Origin of the sequence: Sporosarcina ureae, from assembly GCF_002082015.1 — a bacterium.
GTDB lineage: Bacteria > Bacillota > Bacilli > Bacillales_A > Planococcaceae > Sporosarcina > Sporosarcina ureae_A.
Genome location: NZ_CP015109.1, coordinates 1,944,805 through 1,965,000 on the forward strand (window position 1 = coordinate 1,944,805; position 20,196 = coordinate 1,965,000).

A 20,196-nucleotide genomic window follows, 5' to 3' on the forward strand; every position below is an offset into this window, starting at 1 on the left:
CTTTTCAAGAATAAAACCTACTTTGCAATGAAAGCAAAATAGGTTTGTGTATCATCACTCAGCGTTCAATAATTCAAGGATACGTTCAAAGTCTTCGTCCGAGTGAAACTCGATTTCTATTTTACCTTTTTTCTTCGTTTTCTTGATCGTTACGTTTGTACCGAATTGTTCACGCAGTGTGTTTTCCTGTGCTTCAATAAAAATATCCTTTTTCTTTTCCTTCTTTGTTTCACGTGGAACATCTTCATTTAAATTTTGAACTAGTTTCTCTAACTGACGAACATTTAACCCTTCTGTTTTGGTCTTTTCGGCAACAGATAAAATCTGTTCTTTTTTACGCAAACCGAGTAGTGTACGACCATGTCCCATTGAAAGTATTCCGTGGGAAATGTCTTTCAACACTTTTTCTGGTAATGTGAGTAAACGAATGTGGTTGGCGATGTGCGGTCTACTCTTACCTAATCTAAAGGCAAGTTGCTCTTGTGTTAGCTTTAGACTTTCCATTAAGTTTTGGTATGCCTCTGCAACTTCAATAGGAGATAAGTCTTCACGCTGCAAGTTTTCTAGAATAGCCATTTCCATTGATTGTTCATCTGTTAAGTCACGTACAACTGCCGGAATTTCCTTTTTGCCTGCCAATTCGGAAGCACGAAATCTTCTTTCCCCTACAACAATTTCATATTGAGTACCTACACTTCGTACAATAATGGGTTGCAGAACGCCGTGTTCCTTAATTGATTCGCTTAATTCATTCAATGACACTTCATCAAATTCTTTACGTGGCTGATATGGATTGACTTTAATGCTTTTCAGACGTATAAGCTCTACCTTTTCCAATGTTTCACGAGGAAATAATGCATTCAGACCTTTACCTAGACCTTTACTCATTCTCCACCACTTCCTTTGCCAGCTCTGAATACACTTCCGCACCTTTTGATCGTGGATCATATAATATAATCGGTTTTCCATGACTCGGTGCTTCACTTAAACGAACGTTACGTGGAATAATTGTTTTATACACTTTATCTTGGAAGTATTTCTTTACTTCTTCAATAACTTGAATACCTAGATTGGTCCTGGCATCAAACATCGTCAATAATACGCCATCAATATAAAGTGCTTCATTCAAGTGTTTCTGGACTAGACGGATCGTACTGAGCAATTGACTAAGCCCTTCAAGCGCATAGTATTCACACTGTACAGGAATAATAATCGAATCGGAAGCCGTCAACGCATTTAACGTTAAAAGGCCAAGAGATGGAGGACAATCAATAATGACATAATCATAGTCATCTTTAATGTCTTGAATTGCATGTTTCATACGAACCTCACGTGATATCGTAGAGACGAGCTCAATTTCAGCTCCCGCAAGTGAAATAGTAGCAGGGACAATTTCAAGGTTTTCAATTTCCGTTGGTAGAATCACGTCACGTACTGGCACATCATCGATTAACATATTATAAATACAGTCTTGTACATCACCTTTGTTAACCCCGACTCCACTCGTTGCATTTCCTTGCGGATCAGAATCAATTAAGAGCACTTTTTTGCCTAAATGGGCAAGGCATGCACTTAAGTTTACAGAAGTCGTCGTTTTACCGACTCCGCCTTTTTGATTTGCTATAGCAATAATCTTACCCACTCTTGCACCTGCTTTCTTTCCTTTTTCATTTATCTTACTAGTATACCAAAGTTTTGCTGGTTGCTTCGTATGTTTGAATTGCCTGACAAGTAGACTGTTCTATGTGGTCTACTTCAGTTTATCATCTTCACTGTACGAACTCTATTGATATATAAGAAAACTCTTGCTAGTAAATCAGCAAGAGTTTCCATTCGTCACTTTTTACATATTTTTACCGTAAATGTGTAGAATTCTTCAGAATCCACTTCCTCGGATGCTACTTCAATGCCACTCTTTGCAATTAGTGCAAGAGATTCTCGCAACGTGTTCACTGCAATGCGAACATCCTTACTAACAGCTTTCTGTCGAGAACCACGTCTTCTTGCAGGCTGCACTTTCTCAACTGACTCTGTTGGATACATGATTTCTTTAATTCTAGCTTCCAGATCTTTGACGTTATATTGATTCATCTTAATTTCTTCCAGCACTTTCAGCTGAAGAGTAGGTTCCTTCAACGGCAATAGTGCACGGGCATGGCGTTCAGATATCTTTTTTTGCAAAATTGCTGTTTGAACAGGCTCAGGTAATTTCAACAATCGCATCTTATTCGCAATTGTAGACTGCCCTTTACCAAGCCGTTGTGCCAATGCTTCCTGTGTTAATTCATGTAGTTCTAGTAAACGTTCATAAGCATGTGCTTCTTCAATTGCTGTCAACTCTTCACGCTGCAAGTTCTCAATTAAAGCAATTGAGGCGGTCTCCTTATCATCCAAGTCCCGCACAATTGCCGGTACCTCTGTCCAACCAAGTTTACGCATGGCTCGAAATCTTCGTTCCCCTGCAATAATTTCGTATGTTCCATCATCTTTTGTTCGAATGACAATGGGTTGAATAACACCGTGTGTATGAATGGTCCTAGCTAGTTCTTCAATTTTTTCTTCATGAAAAATCGTCCGTGGCTGATATTGATTCGGTGTAATTGAATCAATTGCAATTTGTGCTACCTTCTCCAGATGATGAACTTTTACTTCTTCTATCGTAGTCATCTTTTCTCCCCCACCAAAAAAACGCGAAAAAGTACTTTTCAACCTCTGCACCACCTTTTCGAAACTATTCCCTTTTTTCTCTTCTATACATTTGTTTCACGTGAAACATTTCCCACAATTAGTTTGCTGTGATCGGTGTTTTATTAGGTACGCCTGGTTTTCTTGGGTATTTCTTAGGTGTCTGCTTTTTCTTTTCAAATACAAATATGTGCCGTTCACTGTGTTCTTCCGGTAATACGAATTCATGTTCATTCTGTAAAACTGCCCCTAGTAGTTTTACAGCACGGGCTGCATCTTTCATTTCTTCAGATGCGGCTGCACCTTTCATAGAAACAAAAAGCCCTCCCTGTTTGGCAAGCGGAATACAAAGTTCCGACAATACCGATAACCTTGCTACCGCGCGTGCAGTCACTACATCAAACTGTTCACGGTACTTCGGATTACGACCAAATTCTTCAGCCCTAGCATGAACGAATGCCACATTTTCAAGCTTTAATTCACCAGCCAAGTGATTTAAAAACGTAATACGTTTATTCAGTGAATCTACAATCGTCACATGGAGGTGCGGATAGATGATCTTCAACGGGATGCTTGGAAAACCAGCTCCAGCCCCAACATCACAAACAGATTCATACTTGTTGAAGTCTACGTAAAATGCACTTGTAATGGAATCGTAGAAATGTTTTAGGTATACGGAAGGTGCATCCGTAATTGCCGTCAAGTTCATCTTTTCATTCCACTCGACGAGTACTTCAAAATAGCGTTTGAACTGTTGCTTCTGTGCATCAGACAACTCAAAGCCTTTTTCTAGTAGAGCTTCGTAAAACTGTTCTTCCGTCATATTCTCATTCCTTTTCAAAAAGACTGACGCTGCTAAGCGCCAGTCATAGACTCAACCGGATACTTTCGCAATTTTTCCTTGTTCAATATAGACAAGCAAGATAGAGATATCTGCTGGATTGACACCAGAAATACGTGATGCCTGTGCAATCGACAATGGTTGGACTTCTTTAAGATTTGCTTTTGCTTCTTTCGCAATACCTGAAATCGCATCATAATCAATGTTTTCTGGAATCCGCTTATTCTCCATCTTTTTCATTCTTGCTACTTGCTGCATGGATTTTTCGATGTATCCTTCATACTTAATGAAAATCTCTACTTGTTCCGCCACTTCTTCGTTAATTTCTTCAAGAGGTGGAACAACTTTACGCAGTTCGCTATACTTCATTTCCGGCCGCTTTAGTAAATCAGCCGCCTTCATCGGCTCACGAAGTGCTGTTCCACCGACTTCAGCGATAATTGCCTGGATCTCTTCAGTCGGTTTCACAGTAACCTTGCGTAAATGATCAATCTCCGCATCGATTTGTGCTTTCTTCGCCAAAAATTTCGTGTGGCGCTCTTCACTAATCATTCCGTTTTGATAACCAATTTCAGTTAAACGCATATCGGCATTATCATGACGAAGTAAGAGACGATACTCTGCTCGCGACGTCAATAGACGATATGGCTCGCTCGTACCTTTAGTGACCAGGTCATCGATGAGTACACCGATATACGCATCACTGCGCCCTAGAACGACCTCTTCTTTGCCAAGTACGTTGCATGCCGCATTGATCCCTGCCATCAATCCTTGTGCTGCGGCTTCTTCATATCCCGAAGTTCCGTTGATTTGACCAGCCGTGTACAAGTTTTTGATTTTTTTCGTTTCTAGCGTCGGCCAGAGTTGTGTAGCGATTATAGAATCGTATTCAATTGCATAGCCAGCACGCATCATTTCAGCCTTCTCAAGTCCCGGTACGCTCGCAATCAAGCGATGCTGTATATGTTCGGGTAGACTTGTTGACAACCCTTGCACATATACTTCCCTCGTATTGCGGCCTTCAGGCTCGAGGAATATCTGATGACGTGACTTGTCCGCAAAACGAACAATTTTATCTTCAATGGACGGACAATAACTTGGTCCTTTTCCTTTAATCACGCCCGAGTACATTGGAGATAAATGAAGATTTTCATTGATGATTTCATGTGTTTCCGGAGTTGTGTACGTTAACCAACATGGCAACTGATCCATAATAAACTCCGTTGTTTCATAACTGAAAGAACGCGGTACGTCGTCTCCTGGCTGAATCTCTGTTTTACTGTAATCGATCGTATTGCTGTTGATTCGTGGTGGTGTTCCAGTTTTGAATCGAACCGTCTGTAAACCGAGTTCCTGCAAATGTTCTGCTAGTTTGATGGACGGCATTTGGTTATTCGGTCCACTAGAGTATTTCAGATCTCCAATGATCACTTCTCCGCGTAAAAATGTACCTGTTGTAATAATGACAGTCTTCGCACGGAAAATTGCACCGATTTGCGTCACTACGCCCTTTATTTCGTCGTCTTCTACGATCAACCGCTCGACAACCCCCTGGCGAAGTGTCAAATTCGGCTCTTCTTCTAATATCCGCTTCATTTCTTGCTGATATAGTACTTTATCCGCCTGTGCACGCAAAGCACGCACTGCCGGACCCTTTCCTGTGTTTAATAAACGCATTTGAATATGCGTTTTGTCTATGACCTTTGCCATCACACCGCCAAGTGCGTCTATTTCCCGCACTACGATACCTTTTGCAGGTCCTCCTAATGAAGGATTACACGGCATGAATGCAATCATGTCTAAATTCATTGTTAAAACTAATGTCGATGCGCCCATCTTGGCTGTTGCGTAGGCTGCTTCTGCGCCTGCATGTCCAGCTCCAATGACGATACAATCGAACGTGCCTGCTTCAAATTGTGGCATGTTCGTTCATCCTTCCTATTTATAAAATCATTATTTTCCGAGGCAGAACTTTGAGAACAACTCTTTAATTAAACTATCTTGAACGGTATCTCCGACAATTTCGCCGAGAATCTCCCATGTACGTGTAACATCTATTTGAATCATGTCGACAGGAACTCCTGCTTGCGCTGCTTGTACCGCGTCATCAATCGTATTGCGTGCTTGTTTCAGTAACGCGATATGACGAGCATTGGATACATACGTCAGGTCATTTGATTCCAATGAACCTTTGAAAAACAGTGCGGCGATCGCCTCTTCCAACTCAGTTATACCTTTCTCTTGAAGGATGGAAGTAGTAATTACACGATCTCTTCCCGCCACCTCATAGACTCTCTCCAGATCAATCTTTGCTGGTAAATCTGTTTTGTTGACGATGACCAACATATCCATATCGGCAACAACTTCGAATAACCGCTCATCTTCATCCGTCAGCTCTTCAGAACTATTCACCATCAATAGAATGAGATCCGCTTCTTTTAGTACTTTCCTTGAACGTTCTACACCAATCCGCTCGACAATATCTTCCGTCTCCCGGATTCCTGCAGTATCGACAAGACGCAAAGGAACACCGCGAACGTTCACATACTCTTCTATAATATCACGGGTCGTGCCCGCGACATCAGTGACAATCGCTTTATTTTCTTGCACTAGGCTATTCAGCAACGATGACTTTCCTACGTTCGGGCGTCCTACAATTACGGTAGACAGTCCTTCACGCAAGATCTTTCCTTGCGATGATGTACGCAATAACTCATCAATCTCGTCCATTACCCATGTTCCTTTTTCTATCATCAAAGGAATTGTCACTTCTTCTACGTCATCGTACTCTGGATAATCTATATTAACTTCTACTTGTGCAAGTGTTTCGAGTAGTGCCTGTCGCAATTCACCAATCAAGTGGGATAGTTTCCCCTCCATCTGATTGAGTGCAACGTCCATCGCTTTATCTGTTTTGGCCCTAATCAAATCCATAACGGCTTCGGCCTGAGATAAATCAATACGGCCATTTAGAAATGCTCGTTTGGTAAACTCGCCGGGTTCTGCTAATCTAGCCCCCTCTGTCAATACCAATTGAAGTACTCGATTGACCGAAGTGATACCTCCGTGACAGTTGATCTCCACTATGTCTTCGCGCGTAAAAGTCTTTGGCGCTTTCATGATCGACACCATAACTTCCTCCACTAACTCTTCAGTGACGGGGTCATGTAAATGTCCATAATGAATTGTGTGCGACGGCTGTTCGCAGAGTGGCTTGGCTGCTGGTGACTGGAATATACGGTCTGCAATCTTCCATGCGTCATCGCCGCTCAGACGAACAATGGCAATCGCTCCTTCTCCCATGGGAGTGGAAATGGCGGCTATTGTATCAAAATGCAAGTTTTTCACCTTCCTGGCTTTGTTGTGCACATGTGCATATCTTTTATAGCGAATACTACTTTCTAACAACCTATATTATCATAAATCGTCGGAATCTCCTAACGCGCAAATTTAAAACGTGTGGGTAATTTCAGGAATTTTGGACCAAGCGTCACGGTAATTTATCATGTGCTAGCAGTCGACAAAGAACACTGTCGTTTCAAGTTTTCTAGTGTAGAAAGTTTCTTAAATAAATATGTGGGGTGGAAAAAATGTGTGCGAAAGTGAGAGTGGTTTTGAGGTAGTGATCTGAAGTGCCATGACGTGCCCTTAGCAGCCCCGCTCAAGCTCATACAATTCCTTCTTTTTGGAGAATCCTGCCCTAGGTGAACGCCTGTACTAAGGATCTGCGGTGAGCATTAACATGTAAGATATTCTATCAGCGAAGGAAACATCTCAATTTACGTCTAATGCAAGGCGTTCCTAATTGAAGATGCAACCTCCTCATCCCTTACATTTTATACGCATTAAAAACCCCATAGAAAACTCTACGGGGTTTAGTTTTATTCGATTCCTTTGATGACAATGTGTCGGTATGGGTCTTTTCCTTCCGAGAATGTCTCGATATCGAGTCTTAGGGATAATGCATTATGGATGACTTTTCTCTCGTAGGAAGGCATCGGCTCTAGTGCAACTTGACGTTTTGTCCGTACTGCACGATCCGCCATGCGATCTGCCAGTTGTTCGAGCGATTGCTCTCGACGCTCACGGTAATCTGCAACATCTATTCGAACAATTTTGAATTGCTTTGTCACCTTATTGGCTACGAGTTGTGCTAATTGCTGGATCGCATTGAGCGTTTGCCCTCTTCTACCTATTAAGAACGCTGCTTTTTCACTTTCAAGCTGGAAATTGATGTACTTCCCTTTTGTTTCATACGTAATATCTAAATCTTCGATACCCATTTCTTTTGCCATGTCTTCAATGTACTGTTTCGTTTCTTCAATAGCATCTTTTTCATTGTAGACTTTAGTTTCAGGTACTCTTTCACTTTCCTTTACATCCACAACACTTTCCGACTGCTCTTCTTTAATTTGAGGCTGTTGTACAACATCCGGTGCTTTAGTGACTGGAGATAATACTTCACTGTCATCTGTAATCGTCTGTGCCGGTTCAATTAATTCAGCGCTGACAAGTTTAGGGTCTGGCTCCGTTTTCTCTAAGACAGTTACAAGCACTTCTGCTTGCTTTACGCCAAAACCGAGAAAACCTTTTCTCCCACTATCCATTACTTGTACCTTTACTTGATCTTTTGTTACACCTAGGTCCACTAAAGCCGATTCAATTGCTAGCTCAACGGTTGCTGCCCTTTGTGTAAGTTGTTTCATTTCTTTTTCCCTCCTGTTTTCATCACTTCGACGTTTTTCGGCTTATCGAACGGCTTGTAGATGAAAATGTTTTGGAGCAGTGAAATGATATTTCCGACGATCCAGTATAAGGCAAGTGCTGCTGGTAAGAATGATCCGAATACCATAATCATAAATGGCATAATATACATCATCATTTTCATTTGTGGGTTATCCATTGCGGGTCCTGTACGAAGAACGGTTAATTGGAACAATCCAGCAATGACTGCAAATATAATACTTGGTGAACCAAGTGCAACACCTAGGAAGTTGCCTAACTCAATCGTTGGTGTAGCATTCATCCGGCTAATTGCGTGGTAGAAACCAATAAATACGGGCATTTGGATGATTACCGGTAGACATCCTGCAACTGGATTAATCTTTTCGTTGATCATAATCTGTTGCATTTCCTCTTGATACTTTTTCTGTGTGACAGCGTCTTTAGATTTATACTTTTCTTTCAACGCTTTAAGTGTTGGCTGAATTTCTTGCATACGCTTTGAACTTTTCGTTTGTTGAATAATTAATGGAAGCAATGCAGTACGAATGATGGCTGTAACGACGATAATTGCTAATCCATACGTACCTAACCATGATTTGAACTTCATAATCAATGTAACAAGTGGCCAAACAATATACTCGTTCCAAATTCCTGTACTTTCCGCTGTGATTGGCTTATTGAATTCCGAACAACCTGCCATGAATACAGCAACGACAACAAGTAATGAAAGGAACACTAATTTCTTTTTCAACATTTTTTCCCCCAAACAGTTGCAAGATCATTTCTATTTTTTTCAGTGTAACATGATGGCTTTGACCGTTCTATATCCAAGTAGAACTTTAATTTCACTTAAAGACTTTTGCAACTTTTAGAACATGTCGCAGATTTTTTTTGGCCGTATGGAAATCGAGCGTGGCTGCTTGATTCCTTGCGATAATAACATAATCTAGATCAGGTTTAACTTCATCTTTCATTTCTAAGAACGACTGGCGGATATAACGTTTAATCCTGTTACGCGTAACGGCATTACCGACCTTTTTGCTGACGGATAAGCCAATTCTAAACTCTTGCTGATCTTCCTTCTTATAGGTATAGACAATAAACTGTCGGTTGGCAAAAGACTTTCCCTTTTTAAACACCGTTTGAAACTCTTTGTTCTTTTTAATTCGCTGGCTTTTCTTCATAATAGCACCTGCTTTTATTTTCTACCGTCTTAAACTGCTGATCCACTATATAGAGGAAATCTACTAGCTATTTAAAATTGCTCTAACAGCTAAAAAAAAGACCACTGATGTCAGTGGCCTTATGCTGAAAGAACTTTTCTTCCTTTACGACGACGAGCTGCTAAAATTCTACGGCCGTTTTTCGAACTCATTCTTTGGCGGAAGCCGTGGACTTTAGCGCGTTTACGTTTATTTGGTTGGAATGTACGTTTCATTTCGTAAGACACCTCCTGCTTTGATTGTCTCTTTTTCCTACTATGACAGTCTTGAACAGTATAGCGATTCAGTAAAGAAATGTCAATGCTTTTCTATTCCTTCTCTTGGGATCTACTCACAACGACTTTCATTTCCACAGGTTACTTATCCACAACAGTAGAAGATTATGCTCTGGATGAAATGTTGACGTCTAAATTTGTGGATTTTTTTATCCGGCATTTGTCGACAAGTTTTTCACATATTCAGTCCTGTGGATAACCAGTTTATGCACAGTTAATGGGATTGTGCATAAATCATCAGACTCCTTGTCAATATTCAGTTTCCCTGTTACAATTAAAAAGCTTTTGTTGTGTATATAATTTATAGCTAAAATCTTATCCACATATGTGAATACAGTGTGGATAGTTTTTTCAACACGTTTCGATAATTTCTATCCACAGCCTTGGATACTGTGCATAAGTGTATTCGGGGCTTTTTAATATTTTATTGTAAAGGAGGCACACGATTGGAAAATCTATCGAGTTTATGGGAGCAAGTATTAATGAATATCGAAGCTAGGGTTTCCAAACCCAGTTTTGAAACGTGGTTAAAGTCAACAAAGCTATTAACGTACGAAGCTGAACATGCAACTATTTCCGTTCCGAATTCATTCGCTAAAGACTGGCTTGAGACACATTACGTCCATTTAATCACGGGAATCTTATCCGAACTGACTGGTGAAGATCGAATCGTTGAATTTATAGTTCCGCAAGATCTAGCAGAGAACGATATTAAATTACCAAAATCACAGCCGAAACCAGTAGAGAAAGCACCCATGATCAACTCAGCGGGTATGCTAAATCCAAAGTATACCTTTGATACATTCGTCATTGGATCAGGAAATCGCTTTGCCCATGCTGCTTCACTGGCAGTGGCTGAAGCGCCCGCGAAAGCCTATAATCCGCTCTTTATATATGGTGGTGTCGGATTAGGAAAGACACACTTAATGCATGCAATCGGTCATTATGTGCTGGAGCAAAACCCTGCGTTAAAGGTAGTCTATTTATCGTCTGAAAAATTTACGAATGAGTTCATCAACTCTATACGAGACAATAAAGCCGGTGATTTTAGGGATCGTTACCGCAACGTAGATATTCTGTTAATTGATGATATTCAATTCCTAGCTGGAAAAGAACAAACACAAGAAGAATTCTTCCATACGTTTAATACGTTGCATGAAGAATCAAAGCAAATTATTATTTCCAGTGACCGTCCTCCAAAAGAAATCCCCACACTGGAAGACCGTTTACGTTCTCGCTTTGAATGGGGATTGATCACGGACATAGCTCCTCCTGACTTAGAAACAAGAATTGCGATTTTACGTAAAAAGGCGAAGGCAGACGGTCTAGTCGACATTTCAAATGATGTCATGTTGTACATTGCAAATCAGATTGATACCAATATTAGAGAGCTCGAGGGCGCATTAATCCGCGTCGTTGCCTACTCTTCATTGGTAAATGCTGATGTAACAACTGACTTGGCAGCTGAAGCATTAAAGGATATTATTCCAAATTCCCGTCCACGGATTATATCCATTCTGGACATCCAAAAGGCAGTCGGTGAGCACTTCAATATCCGATTAGAAGACTTTGTAGCAAAAAAACGGACACGGGCTATTGCATTTCCACGTCAAGTTGCGATGTATCTATCGAGAGAGCTAACAGACTCCTCACTGCCGAAAATTGGTTCGGAGTTCGGTGGTCGAGATCATTCAACTGTTATACACGCACATGAGAAGATTTCTAAACAGCTCGATGAAGACAAAGCATTGCTACAAGATGTGCAAGATATAAAAAAGGTTTTAGGTAGAGCATGATGGTCTGTGGATAACTGTGGACAAGTAATGCAGGGTCGTCCACTTATTATGCACATGTGGGAAACTATGATTCTCATACATTCAAAAGGCTTTTCCACATATCCACAGGCCCTACTACTATTACTACTATATTTAATTACTTAATTATTATTATATAAGCGAGGTATCTATATGCAGTTTGAAATTATGAGAGACAGATTATTGGATGGATTGAGCGATGTGGTAAAAGCGATCAGTTCAAAAGTAACGACACCTATTTTGACTGGTATCAAATTAGAGATTACTGAAAAGGGGTTAACGATGACTGGAAGTGATTCAGATATAACGATATCCACTTTCATTCCAGTAGAAGAAGATGGTACTCAAATTATTCAAACGATCCAACCAGGTACATTGGTGTTACAAGCAAAAGTATTCAACGAAATCATTCGCAAGCTTCCAACAAATGAAGTCATGATTGAGTTACGTGACGGAATGAAAACGCATATTCGTTCTGGACAGTCTGAATTTCATATTATTGCCCAAAGTGCTGATGAATATCCCATTTTACCGGATGTAAAAGATGCAGAGCGCTTTGAAATGCCTGCAGACTTGATGAAATCGCTGATCAGAGAAACTGTATTTGCAGTATCCCAACAAGAGACACGCCCAGTATTGACAGGTGTTCAATGGATTATGAAAGAACATGAGCTGTATTGTATCGCAACGGATAGTCACCGATTGGCTAGACGTATTGTGACACCCGAGATTCAAGCAAACTCACCATTCAATGCGGTAATCCCAGGTAAAAGTCTTCAGGAACTAAGTAAAATATTGCCGGATGACACTACAGCTGTAGAAATTTTTATTGCGAATCAGCAAGTATTATTCAAGCTTCACAACGTCTTGTTCTATTCAAGACTACTCGAAGGTAATTACCCTGATACGTCTCGTCTGATCCCGACTGAATACAAAACGTCCATCACAATTAATGGACGTAATTTGTTACAGGCAATTGATCGTGCGTCTTTATTAGCTCGTGAAGATCGGAACAATATCGTGCATTTCTCGACAGATGGTAGTCCACATGTGCAAATCTCTTCTAACTCACCGGATGTCGGAAATGTAGAGGAATTGGTAGAAGCTGTGGATATTGAAGGAGAGCCATTGAAAATTTCTTTTAGTGCGAAATATATGATGGATGCCTTGAAAGCAATCGATGGCCAAGATTTAAAGATTCACTTCACTGGCAGCATGCGCCCGTTCATCTTGAAGTCCATTGACAGCGAAGCCATTCTACAACTAATTTTGCCGGTACGAACATTTTAATTTGTAACGAATGAAAATATCTTGTAATCAGGTAGTCAACATGTTGGCTACCTTTTTACTTATTGAGAAAAGTTAGGTAAACTAGAGGGACAGAATACTTTGTGAGGGATTGAATACAAATGGAAACCGTACAGTTTAATTCAGAATATATTACGCTAGGTCAATTATTAAAAATGACGAACGTTATTAGCTCAGGCGGAATGGCTAAATGGTTTTTAGGCGAAAACGTTGTCTACGTGAATGGCGAGCCCGAACAACGACGTGGTAAGAAATTATATGACGGAGATGTAGTTAATATCCCGGGTGCAGGAAAATTCAAACTGTCAGCGGATGAATCTGGACAGCCGGATGCATATTGATCGACTTAAATTAACGAACTATCGAAGTTATGAGTCTCTGGAATTAAATTTCTCACCCACAATGAATGTATTGATCGGTGAAAATGCACAAGGGAAAACCAATATCATGGAGGCTATTTACGTATTAGCAATGGCAAAATCTCATCGTACATCAAATGATCGAGAACTTATACGTTGGGAACAAGAGTGTGGTAAAATAGAAGGGGATGTCCAACGTAAATTTGGATATATGCCAATGGAGCTGACAATTTCTAAAAAGGGAAAAAAAGCTAGAGTCAATCATTTGGAACAAAACCGTTTGAGTATGTATGTTGGCCAAATGAATGTAGTCATGTTTGCGCCTGAAGATTTGAATATCGTAAAAGGCAGCCCACAGCTGCGCAGGCGTTTTTTAGATATGGAAATTGGACAAATCTCAAGAGTCTATTTACATGACTTGGTCAATTTTCAAAAGATATTAAAGCAACGCAATGCTTTACTAAAAGCAAATCGAGGTAAATTGGATCTCCAAGATGTGATGTTCGATGTATATACAGAACAGTATATTCAGGTGGCAGTTCAAATTATTCAAAAGCGTTTTTATTTTATGGAATTACTACAAAAATGGGCAAATCCAATCCATCAAGGAATTTCACGTGGTCTTGAAACACTAGAAGTTTCATATGGGACTTTAAAAGACCTACATTCTGGGCAGACTGCTGAAGAGATGGAGACGATTTTTGCTGATCAGTTAAAGAGTGTGCGAAGACGCGAATTAGAACGAGGGCTTACACTGGTAGGACCACATCGTGATGATTTGCAGTTTTTTGTCAATGGGTACGATATTCAGACCTACGGTTCACAAGGACAGCAACGGACGACTGCGCTTTCTTTGAAACTGGCGGAAATTGAGCTAGTAAAGCAAGAAGTGGGCGAAACTCCAATTTTATTGCTGGATGACGTGTTATCCGAATTGGATGATTACCGACAATCACATTTGCTGAGTACGATGCAAGGACAAGTACAAACGTTTGTGACGACAACCAATATTGCAGGGATTGACCATAATACGATCCAGGAAGCAGCTATTTTTGAAGTGCATGATGGATCTGTTTCACCTAGAGATTAGATTATTGCGGTTAGATAGTTTGGGAAAGGAAAGGTGAGCACCTTGGCAATGGAAGAAAAGGATATGCAGACAGCTTATGATGCAAATCAGATACAAGTTTTAGAAGGTCTTGAAGCTGTCCGCAAACGTCCTGGTATGTATATAGGGACGACAAGTGCAAAAGGGCTTCATCATCTTGTATGGGAAATTGTAGATAATAGTATTGATGAAGCACTCGCAGGTTACTGTGATCATATTGAAGTAACGATAGAGAAAGATAACTGGATTCGAGTAGCGGACAATGGTCGTGGAATTCCAGTAGGCATTCAGGAGTCAACGGGTAGACCAGCCGTTGAAGTGATCATGACGGTACTTCACGCAGGCGGTAAGTTTGGTGGGGGTGGATATAAAGTATCTGGCGGTTTACACGGCGTAGGGTCTTCAGTTGTTAATGCTTTATCAGAGAAGACGGAAGTCTATGTTAAACGTGATAATAAATTATATGCAATTGAATTTTCTCGGGGGCCTGTCTCGAAGGAGCTTGAGGTCATAGGAGAGTCGGATGAAACAGGTACTACAATCCGTTTCAAAGCAGATTCTGAAATTTTTACGGAGACAACTAAGTACGAGTACAGTATACTGTCGACACGCTTACGTGAGCTTGCGTACTTAAACCGTGGTTTACGTATTACTATTACCGATGAACGCGGTGAGGAACCCGTATCCGAATTGTTCCACTATGAAGGTGGGATTAAATCATACGTTCAACATTTGAATGAAAATAAAGAGCCGATCTTTGAAGATCCCATCTACATTGAAGGCGAAAGAGATGGTATTACCGTTGAGGTCGCTATGCAATACAATAGCGGCTACGGTGAAAACTTATTGTCCTTTGCTAATAATATTCATACGTATGAAGGTGGAACACACGAGCAAGGTTTCAAGACTGCATTAACTCGCGTGATTAACGACTATGCACGTAAAAATGGTTTATTGAAAGAGTCAGAAGACAATCTGACCGGGGACGATGTGCGTGAAGGTCTGACAGCAATTGTTTCCATCAAGCACCCTGATCCTCAATTTGAAGGTCAAACCAAGACAAAATTGGGTAACTCAGAAGTTAGTACGATTACGAATTCTTTATTTTCCGAGGCACTACAGCGCTTCTTAATTGAAAACCCAGTAGTAGCACGTCAGGTGGTAGGTAAGAGTACGATGGCTGCACGAGCACGTATGGCTGCGAAAAATGCTCGTGAGTTGACACGTCGCAAATCAGCGTTGGAAATCTCGAGTTTACCGGGAAAACTATCAGATTGTTCTTCAAGAGATCCAGCTATTAGTGAATTGTATATCGTTGAGGGTGACTCTGCTGGAGGGTCTGCGAAAAATGGTCGCGACCGTCACTTCCAGGCGATCCTACCGCTACGAGGGAAAATCCTCAATGTAGAAAAGGCACGTTTGGATCGTATTCTAGGGAACGCAGAGATTCGTATGATTATTACAGCACTCGGTACAGGGATCGGACCTGAATTTAACTTGGATAAAGCTCGTTATCATAAGCTAGTTATCATGACAGATGCCGATGTTGATGGTGCCCACATCCGTACATTACTATTAACCTTCTTCTTCCGTTTTATGCGTCCACTAATTGAAGCAGGCTATGTGTATATTGCACAGCCACCACTTTATCGTGTGCGTTCAGGAAAAAGAGAAGAGTATTGTTATGACGAAGAAACGTTGCAAGAGATTCTGAGCAGTATGCCTGCTTCACCAAAGCCGGATATCACACGATATAAAGGTTTGGGTGAGATGAATCCTGAGCAACTATGGGAAACTACAATGGACCCTGATAAACGTACATTCCTACAAGTCCGTATGGATGACGCAATAGAAGCGAATGAAACGTTTGAAGAACTAATGGGTGATGAAGTAGAACCACGCAGAAAGTTCATTGAAGATAATGCAGGTTACGTACAAAATATTGATACTTGATAAACTCTGACAAGTTATTTAGCAATGAACGAACTCATAGATGTTAGTGGTGAAAGGAGCTTGACAACATGGCAGATTTGCCAAAAGGCGGAGTGCAGGAAATAAATATTAATACAGAAATGAAGACTTCATTTCTGAACTATGCGATGAGCGTTATCGTTTCTCGTGCGCTTCCGGATGTTCGAGATGGTTTGAAGCCTGTACATCGCCGTATCTTATATGCTATGCATGATTTGGGTATCACTGCGGAAAAACCGCATAAAAAGTCAGCACGTATCGTAGGGGACGTTATTGGTAAGTACCACCCGCATGGTGATAGTGCAGTATACGACACGATGGTACGGATGGCTCAAGATTTCAGTTATCGCTACATGTTAGTAGATGGACACGGTAACTTTGGCTCCGTTGATGGTGACGGAGCAGCTGCAATGCGTTATACAGAGTCTCGTATGTCTCGTATTGCAATGGAATTATTGCGTGATATCAATAAAAACACGATTGACTTCCAAGCAAACTATGATGAGCAGGAAAAAGAGCCTGTCGTCTTGCCGGGTCGTTATCCGAACTTGTTGGTAAACGGTACATCGGGAATTGCCGTGGGAATGGCGACAAACATCCCACCTCACCACCTCGGTGAAACGATCGATGCTGTACTCGCTTTGGCAGAGAATAGCGCAATTACAACTGAAGAACTAATGGAAATCATCCCTGGACCCGATTTCCCAACCGGTGGTATGATTCTCGGACGTAGTGGAATTCGTCGTGCTTATGAAACAGGTCGGGGTTCATTGATCATTCGCGGAAAAGCAGAAATTGAGACAGCTGCAAATGGACGTGAAACAATTATCGTCAATGAAATTCCTTTCCAAGTGAATAAGGCGAAGTTAATTGAGAAGATCGCAGAGCTCGTGCGCGATAAGAAAATTGACGGCATCACACATTTAGCAGATGAATCAGATCGTACAGGTATGCGTATTGTCATTGAAGTACGACGAGATGCCAATGCAAATGTATTATTGAACAATTTGTATAAACAAACTGCCTTGCAGACTAGTTTTGGGATCAATATGCTAGCACTGGTAGACAAGCAACCAAAAGTATTGTCATTGAAGGAAATTTTATATCATTACTTAGAACATCAAAAGGTAGTCATACGCCGCCGTACACAATTTGATTTAAATAAAGCGGAAGACCGTGCACATATCTTGGAAGGATTGCGTGTAGCGCTAGATCATATCGATCGAATCATTGCCTTAATCCGTGCATCCAAGACAACAGCTGAAGCAAAAGCGAACTTGATGGAGACATTCGAGTTATCTGATCGTCAGTCTCAAGCTATTCTCGACATGCGTCTACAACGTTTAACTGGACTAGAACGAGACAAAATTGAGTCTGAATACCAAGAGTTGTTGACACTTATTGCTGAATTACGTGCAATTTTAGCGGATGAACTAAAACTAATTGAAATTATCCGTGAAGAATTGAGCGAAGTTAAAGAACGTTTTTCTGACGAACGCCGAACAGAAATTATGCTTGGTGGTTCTGATATGCTTGAAGATGAAGATTTGATTCCAGTGGAGAATTCCATTGTGACATTAACTCACCAAGGGTATATTAAGCGTTTACCAGCTAATACGTATCGCAGTCAGAAACGTGGCGGTCGTGGAATCCAAGGGATGGGCACGAATGAAGACGACTTTGTAGAGCACTTACTAAATACTTCAACACATGACACGATTTTACTGTTTACAAGTAGAGGCCGTGTATTCCGTAAAAAAGGCTATGAGGTTCCAGAATACAGCCGAACTGCTAAAGGATTGCCGATCATTAATCTTCTTGACTTCCAAAAAGGTGAAAAGGTTACGGCAATGATCCCAATTGATGAGTTTACTGAAGATCACTATTTATTCTTCTCAACAAAACAAGGCGTTATAAAACGAACATCGATTATGGACTATGCCAATATTCGTGCAAACGGGTTAATAGCATTAGGCTTGCGTGAAGACGATGAATTGATCGCCGTTAGATCAACTGATGGAAAATCAGATATTGCGATCTGTACTAAACAAGGTATGATGATCCGCTTTGACGAGGAGAGTATCCGTCCACTTGGCAGGACTGCCGCGGGTGTACGTGGTATTAGACTGCGTCTAGAGGATGAAGTAGTTGGTATGGATATTGTAGAGGCAGGAGATGATATTCTAGTAGTTACTGAAAAAGGATACGGTAAACGCACACATGAGAGTGAATACCGATCTCAATCACGTGGCGGCTATGGATTGAAAACAATGCATATGACGGATCGAAACGGCAGTATTGTCGCGATGAAGTCGGTTAACGGAGAAGAGGACTTGATGTTAATTACGATTCATGGGATCTTAATCCGTATGTCTATTGGCGATATTTCTATATTTGGTCGATCAACACAAGGTGTACGACTCATCCGATTAGCCGATGACGAACGTGTAGCAACGGTCGCAAAGGTAGAAAAAAATGATGAACTTGAAGAAGAGTTAGATGAAGAAGTAGAAGGCGAAATAGAAGTGTCTAAACAAGTACAGCCAGATATAGACATAGAGGCTGAAACAGATTCAGAAGAATAAAGAAAAGTTATTGAAGAGGCATAATATGTCACTTCAATAACTTTTTTGTTTTTAATGGGAGAAAATACTTAGGTGTCTATCCATATAATTGAGAATATTGTATGATAATAGATAGAGAAAAGAAGAAATTAGGTGAGAGTATTGGATATTTACAAAGAGGTAAATGAATTAATACCAGGAAGTTATCTCAAAGAAGATTTGTACGCTAATACAAGAAATCCCATTATGGTTAAAGACACTAAGTTAATGTTAGAACATTTTGAGGTACTCCGTTTATTTGGTATTACCCGCGTGCTGGTCGAGTCAAAGGCACTTAGTAAAGTAGAACAAGGACAGACGGAAAAAATAACGGAAGTAAAATTAACTCCAGAAGTAGAGAAGCAGATGTCTCAAGGTACTCCTCCCAAGTCAAGGTCTTTGGAAACGTTATACGATGAGGCAGTAGATTCATACAGAAAAGAATTTATCAATTATAGATCAGGTAAGAAATTGGATGTTGCAGCCGTGCGTACAATTGTTTTGCCTGTAATACAAGCGTTTTTGGAGAGTAAGGAATACGTCAGAAGACTAAATGAGTTTTCTTCATTACAAAACTATCGCGCACACCATTCTATTAGCGTCGGTATCCTAGCGGCCTTAATAAGCGATGCAATGGGGTATGCGAGAGGACAAGTACTTCAAATTGGAATAGCAGGTGTACTGGCAGACAGCGGTATGGCAAAAGTTGATGAAAAGATTATCGACAAAGTAGCGTTTTTAACGGGTGAAGAGTTAAGTGAAGTGAAAAAACATGTCATTCATAGCTTCCAAATGGTCAACGACTCTTCATTAGTACGTCAGGAAATGAAAGTAGCAATTTTGCAACACCATGAGCGCTTTGATGGTAGCGGTTATCCGAGAGGGCTGAAAGGGCAGGAGATTACGGAAATCTCTCAAATACTCTCAGTGGCGGACGTGTACCATGCTATGGCATCCGAAAGACCATACAGACAGAAGGAAAGTTCTTTTAAAGTAATTGAGTTAATGAGAGAAGAGGAATTCGGGAAGTTTGATATGAAGGTAATTGAAGTACTTCATGAACTGATCAATAAGTTATCGATTGGAACAAAGGTGAAACTGACGACTGACGAAATAGCGGAAGTGATTTACTTGCACCGTGACTTCCCGTTGCGACCAATTGTTAAAGTTCTAGATACCGGCGCGCATATTGATCTATCATCTAATAGAAAAATCTCTATCGTTAAGATCTATTAATAAATTAACTCTATAAACAATGAGAAAGGCAAGCTAGTTTAAGCGGAT

Annotated in this window: 17 protein-coding genes; 7 read left to right on the forward strand and 10 right to left on the reverse strand. The window is 40.7% G+C overall.

Features of this window, described 5'->3' with window-relative positions; genetic code table 11:
• Positions 1-54: 54 nt before the first annotated feature.
• From SporoP17a_RS09645 to rpmH, 10 genes are all read right to left on the reverse strand, one after another.
• Positions 55-888, reverse strand: a complete 834-nt coding sequence (locus SporoP17a_RS09645; RefSeq protein WP_083034458.1) for a ParB/RepB/Spo0J family partition protein — start codon at positions 886-888, stop codon at positions 55-57.
• Entirely contained in the window at positions 881-1,642 is a 762-nt protein-coding gene (locus SporoP17a_RS09650) for a ParA family protein (protein WP_029054380.1), read from the reverse strand. Before SporoP17a_RS09650 ends, SporoP17a_RS09645 begins: the two co-directional genes overlap by 8 nt.
• A gap of 194 nt (positions 1,643-1,836) precedes the next feature.
• On the reverse strand, positions 1,837-2,709 hold the full coding sequence (noc, locus tag SporoP17a_RS09655) for a nucleoid occlusion protein (RefSeq protein WP_083034459.1): 873 nt from the start codon (positions 2,707-2,709) through the stop codon (positions 1,837-1,839).
• Between the two features lie 76 nt (positions 2,710-2,785).
• Positions 2,786-3,508 carry a 16S rRNA (guanine(527)-N(7))-methyltransferase RsmG gene (gene rsmG, locus SporoP17a_RS09660; RefSeq protein ID WP_083034460.1) on the reverse strand — a complete coding sequence of 241 codons (723 nt, stop codon included), beginning with the start codon at positions 3,506-3,508 and terminating at the stop codon, positions 2,786-2,788.
• A 51-nt stretch (positions 3,509-3,559) separates the two neighbouring features.
• Positions 3,560-5,449, reverse strand: a complete 1,890-nt coding sequence (gene mnmG, locus SporoP17a_RS09665) for a tRNA uridine-5-carboxymethylaminomethyl(34) synthesis enzyme MnmG (RefSeq protein WP_083034461.1) — start codon at positions 5,447-5,449, stop codon at positions 3,560-3,562.
• Between the two features lie 30 nt (positions 5,450-5,479).
• Positions 5,480-6,865 carry a tRNA uridine-5-carboxymethylaminomethyl(34) synthesis GTPase MnmE gene (gene mnmE, locus SporoP17a_RS09670; protein ID WP_083034462.1) on the reverse strand — a complete coding sequence of 462 codons (1,386 nt, stop codon included), beginning with the start codon at positions 6,863-6,865 and terminating at the stop codon, positions 5,480-5,482.
• 542 nt (positions 6,866-7,407) lie between these two features.
• Positions 7,408-8,232 (reverse strand): RNA-binding cell elongation regulator Jag/EloR, encoded by an 825-nt coding sequence (jag, locus tag SporoP17a_RS09675; RefSeq protein WP_083034463.1) that lies wholly within the window; start codon positions 8,230-8,232, stop codon positions 7,408-7,410.
• Positions 8,229-9,005: a membrane protein insertase YidC gene (yidC, locus tag SporoP17a_RS09680; RefSeq protein ID WP_208859794.1), complete on the reverse strand. Its 777-nt coding sequence runs from the start codon at positions 9,003-9,005 to the stop codon at positions 8,229-8,231. Before yidC ends, jag begins: the two co-directional genes overlap by 4 nt.
• 91 nt (positions 9,006-9,096) lie before the next feature.
• Positions 9,097-9,435 carry a ribonuclease P protein component gene (gene rnpA, locus SporoP17a_RS09685; RefSeq protein WP_083034464.1) on the reverse strand — a complete coding sequence of 113 codons (339 nt, stop codon included), beginning with the start codon at positions 9,433-9,435 and terminating at the stop codon, positions 9,097-9,099.
• A gap of 119 nt (positions 9,436-9,554) precedes the next feature.
• Positions 9,555-9,689 (reverse strand): 50S ribosomal protein L34, encoded by a 135-nt coding sequence (gene rpmH / locus SporoP17a_RS09690; RefSeq protein ID WP_029054388.1) that lies wholly within the window; start codon positions 9,687-9,689, stop codon positions 9,555-9,557.
• A gap of 506 nt (positions 9,690-10,195) precedes the next feature.
• On the opposite strand from rpmH, the gene dnaA reads away from it, so the two are divergent.
• From dnaA to SporoP17a_RS09725, 7 genes are all read left to right on the forward strand, one after another.
• A complete protein-coding gene (gene dnaA / locus SporoP17a_RS09695; protein ID WP_083034465.1) occupies positions 10,196-11,545 on the forward strand; it encodes a chromosomal replication initiator protein DnaA in 1,350 nt (449 codons plus the stop codon).
• A 171-nt stretch (positions 11,546-11,716) separates the two neighbouring features.
• A complete protein-coding gene (gene dnaN / locus SporoP17a_RS09700) occupies positions 11,717-12,853 on the forward strand; it encodes a DNA polymerase III subunit beta (protein WP_083034466.1) in 1,137 nt (378 codons plus the stop codon).
• Positions 12,854-12,972: 119 nt separating this feature from the next.
• A complete protein-coding gene (gene yaaA, locus SporoP17a_RS09705; protein ID WP_083034467.1) occupies positions 12,973-13,212 on the forward strand; it encodes a S4 domain-containing protein YaaA in 240 nt (79 codons plus the stop codon).
• Positions 13,202-14,320, forward strand: coding sequence for a DNA replication/repair protein RecF (recF, locus tag SporoP17a_RS09710; RefSeq protein ID WP_083034468.1), 1,119 nt, complete (start codon positions 13,202-13,204; stop codon positions 14,318-14,320). The genes yaaA and recF overlap by 11 nt, the downstream gene beginning before the upstream one ends.
• Before the next feature lie 48 nt (positions 14,321-14,368).
• Positions 14,369-16,291 (forward strand): DNA topoisomerase (ATP-hydrolyzing) subunit B, encoded by a 1,923-nt coding sequence (gene gyrB, locus SporoP17a_RS09715; protein ID WP_208859795.1) that lies wholly within the window; start codon positions 14,369-14,371, stop codon positions 16,289-16,291.
• Between the two features lie 68 nt (positions 16,292-16,359).
• Positions 16,360-18,894 carry a DNA gyrase subunit A gene (gyrA, locus tag SporoP17a_RS09720; protein WP_083034470.1) on the forward strand — a complete coding sequence of 845 codons (2,535 nt, stop codon included), beginning with the start codon at positions 16,360-16,362 and terminating at the stop codon, positions 18,892-18,894.
• 141 nt (positions 18,895-19,035) lie between these two features.
• Positions 19,036-20,148: an HD-GYP domain-containing protein gene (locus SporoP17a_RS09725; RefSeq protein WP_156890557.1), complete on the forward strand. Its 1,113-nt coding sequence runs from the start codon at positions 19,036-19,038 to the stop codon at positions 20,146-20,148.
• Positions 20,149-20,196 lie beyond the last annotated feature (48 nt).